The organism is Filimonas lacunae, from assembly GCF_002355595.1.
GTDB classification, from domain to species: domain Bacteria; phylum Bacteroidota; class Bacteroidia; order Chitinophagales; family Chitinophagaceae; genus Filimonas; species Filimonas lacunae.
The window spans coordinates 7,805,998-7,814,405 of record NZ_AP017422.1 but is presented as its reverse complement, the minus strand read 5'-3'; the positions used below and the strand labels follow the sequence as shown (position 1 = coordinate 7,814,405).

Here is an 8,408-nt window from a genome sequence, read left to right as displayed (position 1 = left end):
ATTATGTTTAAACTATTTAGAATGATTTACTAATGTGAAATACCTGGGAACGAACCGACATTTTTACTCACAAATGTTGATAAAAATGTTTGGAGCAGACGGCGAATGTCAACCTTTTATGTTGAAAAAAAAATTTTTTAGTCACTTGATTTTTTCCCAATAACAACAGTATGGGCATTTACCAAATTTTTATTTTTTTCTGCAGAGAAATTATAGTCCAAACGCCCAAGCTGTAAGCCTGCCCAGCCAACCTGGTTCACTATTACATCGCTTTGCGCTTTATTTTTATATACACGCGGTGCTTCAAAAAAGCGATGGGTATGCCCCCCTATAATCAGGTCTATCCCATACGATTCTTTTGCCAATATTTCATCACTTACTTTATTATCCTCATACTTATCCCCAAGGTGCGATAAACATATCACCATATCACACCCCTCTTTCTTTTTTAAGATGTCGGCAGTGGCGTTAGCGGCAACGATTGGATCGTTATATTTTGTATTGCCATATAAATTATCAGGTACCAGTCCCTTTAATTCAATTCCAATTCCTAACACCCCAATTTTAACTCCGCCCTTCCTGAACACTTTATAAGGTTGCGATTTCCCTTCCATGGGTGTTTGTGTGAAGTCGTAATTACATAACAGAACCGGAAAACTGGCATGACGTAACTGGTTGGCAAAATTTTCCAGGCCGGCATCGAAGTCGTGGTTACCCATGGTAACAGCATCGTACTTCATTTTACTCATGGCTTTTATTTCAGGCTCACCTTTATACACATTAAAATAAGGCGTACCCTGAAAAATATCTCCGGCATCCAGCAATAACACCTGGCTGGTTTGTACCCGAATTTTTTCAATTAAGGCTGCACGGGCTGCTACACCCCCTAATCCCTGCCATTTACCTCCATCCATAGGAAAGGGATCTAAGCGGCTATGTACATCGTTGGTGTGCAGTATACTCACCTGTTTTCCGTCTGCTTGGGTATGCGCCAGGGCAGGTAATAAAGTAGATGCCATTAAGGCACCGCCTGTTAGCATAGATTTTCTCAAGAACTCTCTTCTGTCAGTTAACATAAGTAACCCTGTTTTCTATATTAGCACTTACCGGTTTGCCTGCCTGGGTAAGAGCCCTTATATATTCAATAAGCGCATCTCTGTATAAGTACCCTTTGCTTTGTTGTGCAATAGGTTTTAGCATTTTGCAATCATCTCCACCATTGGCTACATAATCTGAATTAGCCACCAGGTAATCCGCAGCATCATCCAATGGTTTACCATTAACCAATATATTTGTCGCTTGTTTGTCTTTAATCTGCATTTGTATGCCCGAAACAGGCCAACCTCCTTTAGAGGCCACCAGGTTTAAAAATTCACGCAATACACTGCCTTTCATTCGCTGTAATACAATCAGATTATCAAATGGCATCAGTTCATAAATATTACCTAACACAATATCGCCCTGAGGCAAATCTGCCCTGATACCATAATAGTTCACGAAAGCCGCATCTACATTTGTGTTGAATTTTTGGGACGCTTTCTCACGCATACAATCCGCCATTAAATTTCCCAGGGTGCTTTCCGGTAGTTTTCTCGTCAGACTTTGTGTTGCAACCCCAATTTTTTTCCCCATGGCGCGGTTCACACTATCCCTGTATGGCAACAGCAATTGCTGAATGCCCGTATCCGGCACATAAGTTTTATTCACCTCATAATCTTTGTATTCCAACTTAACAGCATGCTTTGGAGAGGAGCAGGCAGCAAAGACACACACGGCAACAACAATACAAAAATGTAAGGAACGTGTTTTTTTCATAAAGATTACGGAGTGTTTTTGAAGATACACTTTTTTGGAATGGGCACTGATTTTTTTTTGTGCGTGCTGGCAAAAAAAATTGCGCTTATTTTGGGCTGAAAAAACTGAGACCTATATGTCATACGAAGCTACCGGCAAATTAGTTGCCAAATTTGATATAGTGCAACGGACCGAGAGTTTTAAAACCCGGGAATTTGTGATTGAGAAAACAGAAGAAATTAATGGACGTGCCATTACCAACTATTTAAAATTTCAATGTGTGCAGGATAAAACAGCACTTCCCGACCGCTTTGCTATGGGTGAAGAAGTAAAAGTGATGTTTAATATAAAGGGCACCAAGTGGGTGAAAGATGGCAGAGAAAATTTTATTACTAACCTCGACGCGTGGAGAATGGAGAGCATGAAAGGTGGTGCAGCAGGATCAACAGGGGCAGAAAACACACAATTTAATAACATACCTCCACAGGATGTTGTTGATGATTTGCCGTTTTAAGTAAACCAACACACGACAGTAAGACATAAAACTTTTTTCCATCTTGCCTGCATGATACATTGGCAGATAAAGAAAAAAGTTTTATGTAGTATTGGAACTACAAGCAACATCTGCAATAACCTATACATCCATAATGCATCTATACAAATACGCATTATAACGTAAGTACTTCAAACGCTTTAACAGCAAGTATTTCAGCACATCTACATTACTCTTTTTACAACATCTATCATTACTTACTCAACAGTAGTTGTTAGTAGCAATAGCAATTGTGTCATCTATACATAAGTGCGTGACAAGTTTTCATTCATAGACATACCCCCCTTATTTATGCGTGAAAAATCACGCTTCATCATAAACCTTTTTTATATTTCTTTGCGGCCACTAAATTTCAAACCATGAAAAAAGTTTTATTATTTGCTTCGATTCTGTTTGCAGGTGTTGCTGCTAATGCTCAAATTAACAAAGGTCAGTGGTTAGCTGGTGGAACCCTGGGGTTCTCTTCTTCTAAAGCTGGTGACAACAAAACCACTAACATCAACCTGAACCCTAACGCAGGTTATTTCGTAATCAACAATCTGGCAGTAGGTCTGGAAGCTGATTACGGCTATTCCAAATACAAAACCAAAGTAGCAGGTGCAGATTTTTCTACTAAAACTACTTCTATTGGTGCTGCTCCTTTCGTTAGATATTATGTTCTGCCAACTGCGCAAAAAACAAACGTGTTTGTACATGGCGCTTATGCTTTTGGTAGCACAAAATCTGACGACGCATCTTCTGTAAGCTTCAATGCTTTCAAGTTTGCTGCTGGTCCGGCTTTCTTCTTAACTCCTAGCGTAGCTTTGGAAGCCAGTGTATACTATCAGTCTCAAAAAGCAAAATATGATGCTGAAAGAACCAACACTTTTGGTCTGGCTGTAGGTTTCCAAGTACACTTGGGTAAAGCTAAAAAATAGTCCATACTACTTTTAGTATATACACAGAAGCCGCTTCACATGAAGCGGCTTCTTGCATTTGGGAGATATACAGTATGTTTGCAGAACATTTTAGGATAAAAACCTGACTGTATGCAACAAAAGATAGTACTACGCCTGCTGCCACAAGAAGCGGCAGATGACTCCATTATACGCAGCTACATTGCTCAATCGGCTGCACAGCCCGTATCAGCCATTACCGGCTTCTACCGTTTAAAACAATCCATTGACGCACGCAGCAAACAGGTTTGGATAAACCTGACTGTGCAGGCATGTATCAATGAGCCTTTTATTGACAGGCCTGAAATGCCTATCACTTATAAAGACGTTAGCCAGTCTAAACACAAGGTAATTGTAATAGGTGCAGGCCCGGCGGGTTTATATGCAGCTTTGCGCTTAATAGAAAGCGGTATCAAACCTATAGTGCTGGAAAGAGGTAAAGACGTTCGCGCACGCAGACGCGATCTGGCGCAACTGAACAAAGAAGGCATTGTAAATCCGGAAAGCAACTATTGCTTTGGGGAAGGCGGTGCAGGCACTTATAGCGATGGCAAACTATATACACGCAGTAATAAGCGTGGCAGCATAGATAAAGTGCTGCACATCTTCACCCGCTTTGGTGCAGATGACAGTATCTTATACGATGCACATCCACATATAGGCACTAATAAGCTGCCACAAATTATCACTGCTATGCGGGAACAGATCGTTGCCAGTGGTGGTGATTTTCATTTTGAACAAAAGGTAGACGGCTTTACGATACATAACAACACCATTACTGGTGTTACCACACAACAGGGAGCCAGCTTCCACGGAGATGCTGTGATACTCGCCACAGGCCACTCTGCCCGCGACATATTCGAGTTATTACACCGCAACAACATTTTAATAGAAGCCAAGCCCTTTGCATTAGGGGTACGTGCAGAGCATCCTCAATCTATTATCGACTCTGCGCAATACCATTGTCCTATACCTGCCTTTGCACCTAAGAATACCATTGTGCGGCCCGATCATTTACCGCCCGCTTCTTATAGCCTGGTAGAGCAGGTAGATGGCCGTGGCGTATTTAGCTTTTGTATGTGTCCTGGCGGTATTATTGCACCGGCAGCTACCAACCCGAAAGAACTGGTAGTAAACGGATGGAGTCCCAGCAAACGTAATAACCCTACCGCTAACAGCGGCATGGTGGTGCAGGTAGAGATAGAAGATGCTATCAAATATTTTAAAAACGCAAAGGGACATTCTTACAATAGCAATGATCCTTTACTAATGATGCGTTTCCAGGAAGATATAGAGCGTAAAGCCTACCAGGTAGGTGGTGGTAACTTTGTAGCACCTGCACAACGTATGGTAGACTTCTGCAATAATAAAATAGCTACCAACCTGCCAGATTGCAGCTATGTGCCGGGAGTATTAAGCAGCGATTTACGTGGCGTGCTGCCTGGCTTTGTTATGCGCAGCCTGCAACAAGGCTTCCAGGCTTTTGGCAAAAAAATGCGGGGCTATTATACCAATGATGCTATAATAGTAGCTACTGAAAGCCGCACCTCCTCTCCTGTGCGCATTCCACGTGATGCAGAAACACTACAGCACCCGCAAATCTCCAATTTATATCCCTGTGCCGAAGGCGCCGGGTATGCAGGAGGCATTGTGAGTGCTGCAATGGATGGGGAAAAAGTAGCGGCCGCTATCAGCGTGCTTTTAACAGGCTGTCTTTAACCAGTGTATTGTTATGGAAAGAATGTAATGCTTTTTCCAGCTCCTGTTTTTTATCGGCAGTTAAGCTACCACCATATAAAGAAGACAGGTCCGGCTTACCGGCATCTACCCAGGAGGTATACCAGAAATCGGCCACCAGGTTGGCAGAACTGATAGCCTGCTCATTGATGGTATTCTTTAATGCAGCTGCATACGCTTTAGCAAACTCAGTAGTATAACTCTGATATTCCTTACCCTTACGCACTTGTGTACGGTATTTTTGCTCAGGTGTAAAACGGGCGCTTAACTCTTTTTCTTTACCAAACACATCCGGCAATAAAGCATTCGCCTTACGTATAGCTGCCCAGATAGCTTTTGCCGGATCTTTCAGGTAAGTGGCTTTATGGGTGCTGCTTAAATTATAGTTGCCTATTTCCAGCTCAGGCACCATGCTTTCCCACAGGCTATGTAAGCCCTTTTGATTGGTCAGCTGACCATCGTAATTCATGCTGGTATGCAAAGGCACATGCGCATCTTCTACATAATGGCCCAGATCGGCTGCATAAAAAAGAATGCTGTCTTTATTACCTTGTTTAAAAGCTTCGGTCAGCTTGTCTTTCATGTATTGTACATGGTAAGGCACATAACCATATTCCAGTAAAGTATCTTTTGAGTATTTAGCTACCGCTTCGTTCCAATGTAAAGGCATGGTGTAAGCAGCATCAGGACCAAAAGCTTCCAGGTCAATAAAATGCTTGGGGCCTTCTGTGCTGTCTTCATTCCTGCGAACGTCGGCACGGGGGGCATTGTATTGCAAATAAGCGTTATTGCTGTAGAAGAAATCGCGTAAACTACCGGATGGTAGCTCATAAACAGCCAGCTGATGGGCGGTTTTATGAATTAAAAATCCCCAGCTACCTGCTGCAATAGTGATGGCGGCCAGTGCTAATGCAACCCCGGCACGCTTAAATAATGGACTCATGTGTATGAACGGTTTTTCAGTCTGGCAAAATTATTCTATACTGCAATGGTAGTTGTAAGATTTCGGTAAATTCCGATACTTATAGTATAATGTTAACATAAACACGCTGAGTATGGCACTATTAACACTAGAACACCTTAAAAAATACTACGCCACGCAGAAAGCCGTTGACGATATTAGCTTTAGCATTGAGCCGGGCAGCATTTTTGGCCTGCTGGGACCTAACGGAGCTGGTAAAACCACCCTATTGCGTATGATCACCGGCATTTTCTACCCGGATGAAGGCAATATCACCTTTGACGGCAGAAAGTTTGACCCGCTGAACGATATCCGCCATATCGGGTACATGCCGGAAGAACGGGGCCTGTATAAAAAAATGAAAATTGGCGAGCAGGCTTTATACCTGGCCCAGTTAAAAGGACTCAGCCGCAGCGAAGCCATGGAAAAAATAAAAGCCTGGTTTATCAAGCTGGAAATGGAAAGCTGGTGGAACAAAAAAGTGGAAGACCTGAGTAAAGGCATGAGCCAGAAGCTACAGTTTGTAACCACTGTATTGCACGAACCCAAACTGATTATCCTGGATGAGCCATTCAGCGGCCTGGACCCGGTAAACGCCAACCTGATTAAAGACGAAATTTTTGCCCTGGCTCAAAAGGGAAGCACTATCATTTTCAGTACGCACCGCATGGAGCAGGTAGAGGAAATATGCGACCATATTGTGCTGGTAAATAAAGGCAGGAAAATACTGGACGGCACCGTTCAACAAATTAAACAGGACTTTAAAGAAAACCTGTTTAGCATACAGTTGCAACAACAGCCTGCTTCTACCGATAGCAATGCCTTTACCATCACGCGCCAGAAAAACAATACACTCACCATTCAGATCAATGAAGGCTACCAAAGCAATGATATTCTGCGGCACTTCCTGCAACAGAATGTAACTATTGAAGCTTTTCATGAAATACTGCCTACACTGAACGAAATATTCATCCGGGAAGTAGAAGGCAGCAGTGCTGCGGTTACACGCGCCTTTCAATCAGAAAACGTATAATTCATACATCACTTAATTACTGCGCCATGAGCAAAACTTCTTTAATTATACAACGGGAATATCTCTCCAGGGTAAAAAACAAAACCTTTCTGCTAACTACCCTGCTTACTCCCTTGCTATTCGTTTTTTTAATTGGCTTTTCTGCCTACCTGGCCGTAAAGGGTACTGACACGCTTTCTATTGCCGTGCAGGATGCCAACGGCTTTTTTAAAACCAATTTAAAAAGCAGCAACAGCATTCAATACCATTTTACAGAAGGTATTGACACCAGCAACTACCTCGCTAAAGGTTATTCGGCTATTTTAATGATCCCTAAATTTGAAGGCACCACTAACACCGATTATATCATCCGCTATCAAAAAGGGATAGGTATTAAGGCTAAAGCTGATATAGAAGATGACATCAATTCAGCCATAGAAGATCATATGCTGGAAGTAGCGGGCGTTAACCGTAGTGCGTTGGATTCTATACATAAAGAATCACGCTTTGCCAATTTAAAATCGTACCAGGAAAAAGGGGAAGGCGCTTCTGAAAGCGACTCCAGCGTGGCACATGGCATTGGTTATGTATGCGGCTTTCTTATATACATTACCATGTTTATTTATGGCGTAATGGTAATGCGTGGGGTAACGGAAGAAAAAACCAACCGTATTGCAGAAGTGATTATCAGCAGCGTAAAACCTTTCCAGTTAATGCTGGGCAAAATTGTAGGCATAGGCGCTGTAGGCTTAACACAGTTTCTGATATGGATTGTGTTAATACTGGGCATTACCATGGGAGCCAACCACTTTTTATCGCCCGATACACTGCACCAGGTACAAGCTGCTCAACAAGGTGGCACTATGGCAGCTGGCGCACAATCCAGCGAGTTTGCCCAGGGCTTCTCTGAAATGAAGCACATGGTAGGTACCGTAAACTGGATAGTGGTGATAGGTTTGTTCCTGTTTTACTTTATTGGTGGTTACCTGTTTTACGCAGCCCTGTTTGCAGCGGCTGGCAGCGCAGTGGAAGACGTGCAAAACTCGCAAAGTCTTACGATGCCCATTACCATGCCTATCATTTTCTCCTTTATCATTTTAACCAGGGCCATTAACTACCCTGATAGCCCTATCGCCGTATGGGCCAGTATTATCCCTTTTAGTTCCCCCATTGTGATGATGGCTCGTGTGGCTTATGGAGTGCCGGGCACCGTTCCTTACTGGCAGTTACTGGCCAGTATGGCGTCGTTAATTGCCGGCTTCTTATTTACCACCTGGCTGGCCGGTAAAATTTACCGTACCGGCATATTACTCTATGGTAAAAAAACTACCTGGAAAGAGATGATCAAATGGGCTTTTGTAAAAAACTGATCAGTAACTTCTACATATACAAAAGCGGGCTATCACTTCTATGCGA

8 protein-coding genes are annotated in these 8,408 nt (G+C 42.8%); 5 read left to right on the top strand and 3 right to left on the bottom strand.

What is annotated here, in order from left to right:
• Positions 1 to 137: 137 nt before the first annotated feature.
• Both FLA_RS31070 and FLA_RS31065 read right to left on the bottom strand, forming a co-directional pair.
• Complete coding sequence (locus FLA_RS31070; protein WP_197705843.1) at positions 138 to 1,052, bottom strand: bifunctional metallophosphatase/5'-nucleotidase; 915 nt, start codon at positions 1,050 to 1,052, stop codon at positions 138 to 140.
• A 13-nt stretch (positions 1,053 to 1,065) separates the two neighbouring features.
• Positions 1,066 to 1,815, bottom strand: a complete 750-nt coding sequence (locus tag FLA_RS31065) for a 5'-nucleotidase C-terminal domain-containing protein (RefSeq protein WP_076379584.1) — start codon at positions 1,813 to 1,815, stop codon at positions 1,066 to 1,068.
• 115 nt (positions 1,816 to 1,930) lie between these two features.
• Between FLA_RS31065 and FLA_RS31060 the strand changes: the two genes are divergently transcribed.
• The 3 genes from FLA_RS31060 (at position 1,931) to FLA_RS31050 (ending at position 5,001) form a co-directional block, all read left to right on the top strand.
• A complete protein-coding gene (locus FLA_RS31060) occupies positions 1,931 to 2,308 on the top strand; it encodes a DUF3127 domain-containing protein (protein ID WP_076379827.1) in 378 nt (125 codons plus the stop codon).
• Positions 2,309 to 2,706: 398 nt separating this feature from the next.
• Positions 2,707 to 3,264, top strand: a complete 558-nt coding sequence (locus tag FLA_RS31055) for an outer membrane beta-barrel protein (protein WP_076379585.1) — start codon at positions 2,707 to 2,709, stop codon at positions 3,262 to 3,264.
• A gap of 111 nt (positions 3,265 to 3,375) precedes the next feature.
• Positions 3,376 to 5,001 carry an NAD(P)/FAD-dependent oxidoreductase gene (locus tag FLA_RS31050; protein WP_076379586.1) on the top strand — a complete coding sequence of 542 codons (1,626 nt, stop codon included), beginning with the start codon at positions 3,376 to 3,378 and terminating at the stop codon, positions 4,999 to 5,001.
• On the opposite strand, the gene FLA_RS31045 is transcribed toward FLA_RS31050, so the two are convergent.
• The gene (locus tag FLA_RS31045) at positions 4,973 to 5,962 is read right to left on the bottom strand and encodes a zinc dependent phospholipase C family protein (protein ID WP_076379587.1); all 990 of its coding nucleotides are present in this window, start codon (positions 5,960 to 5,962) and stop codon (positions 4,973 to 4,975) included. The two genes, FLA_RS31050 and FLA_RS31045, sit on opposite strands and share 29 nt — an antisense overlap.
• A gap of 112 nt (positions 5,963 to 6,074) precedes the next feature.
• On the opposite strand from FLA_RS31045, the gene FLA_RS31040 reads away from it, so the two are divergent.
• Together FLA_RS31040 and FLA_RS31035 are read left to right on the top strand one after the other, a co-directional pair.
• Positions 6,075 to 7,013 carry an ABC transporter ATP-binding protein gene (locus FLA_RS31040; RefSeq protein WP_076379588.1) on the top strand — a complete coding sequence of 313 codons (939 nt, stop codon included), beginning with the start codon at positions 6,075 to 6,077 and terminating at the stop codon, positions 7,011 to 7,013.
• A gap of 26 nt (positions 7,014 to 7,039) precedes the next feature.
• On the top strand, positions 7,040 to 8,362 hold the full coding sequence (locus tag FLA_RS31035) for an ABC transporter permease (RefSeq protein ID WP_076379589.1): 1,323 nt from the start codon (positions 7,040 to 7,042) through the stop codon (positions 8,360 to 8,362).
• Positions 8,363 to 8,408: the final 46 nt, after the last annotated feature.

Coding starts and splice junctions, on each gene's coding strand:
- FLA_RS31050 (WP_076379586.1), top strand. CDS start 3,376: ATGCAACAAAAGATAGTACTACGCCTGCTGCCACAAGAAGCGGCAGAT.
- FLA_RS31035 (WP_076379589.1), top strand. CDS start 7,040: ATGAGCAAAACTTCTTTAATTATACAACGGGAATATCTCTCCAGGGTA.
- FLA_RS31065 (WP_076379584.1), bottom strand. CDS start 1,815: ATGAAAAAAACACGTTCCTTACATTTTTGTATTGTTGTTGCCGTGTGT.
- FLA_RS31040 (WP_076379588.1), top strand. CDS start 6,075: ATGGCACTATTAACACTAGAACACCTTAAAAAATACTACGCCACGCAG.
- FLA_RS31055 (WP_076379585.1), top strand. CDS start 2,707: ATGAAAAAAGTTTTATTATTTGCTTCGATTCTGTTTGCAGGTGTTGCT.
- FLA_RS31060 (WP_076379827.1), top strand. CDS start 1,931: ATGTCATACGAAGCTACCGGCAAATTAGTTGCCAAATTTGATATAGTG.
- FLA_RS31045 (WP_076379587.1), bottom strand. CDS start 5,962: ATGAGTCCATTATTTAAGCGTGCCGGGGTTGCATTAGCACTGGCCGCC.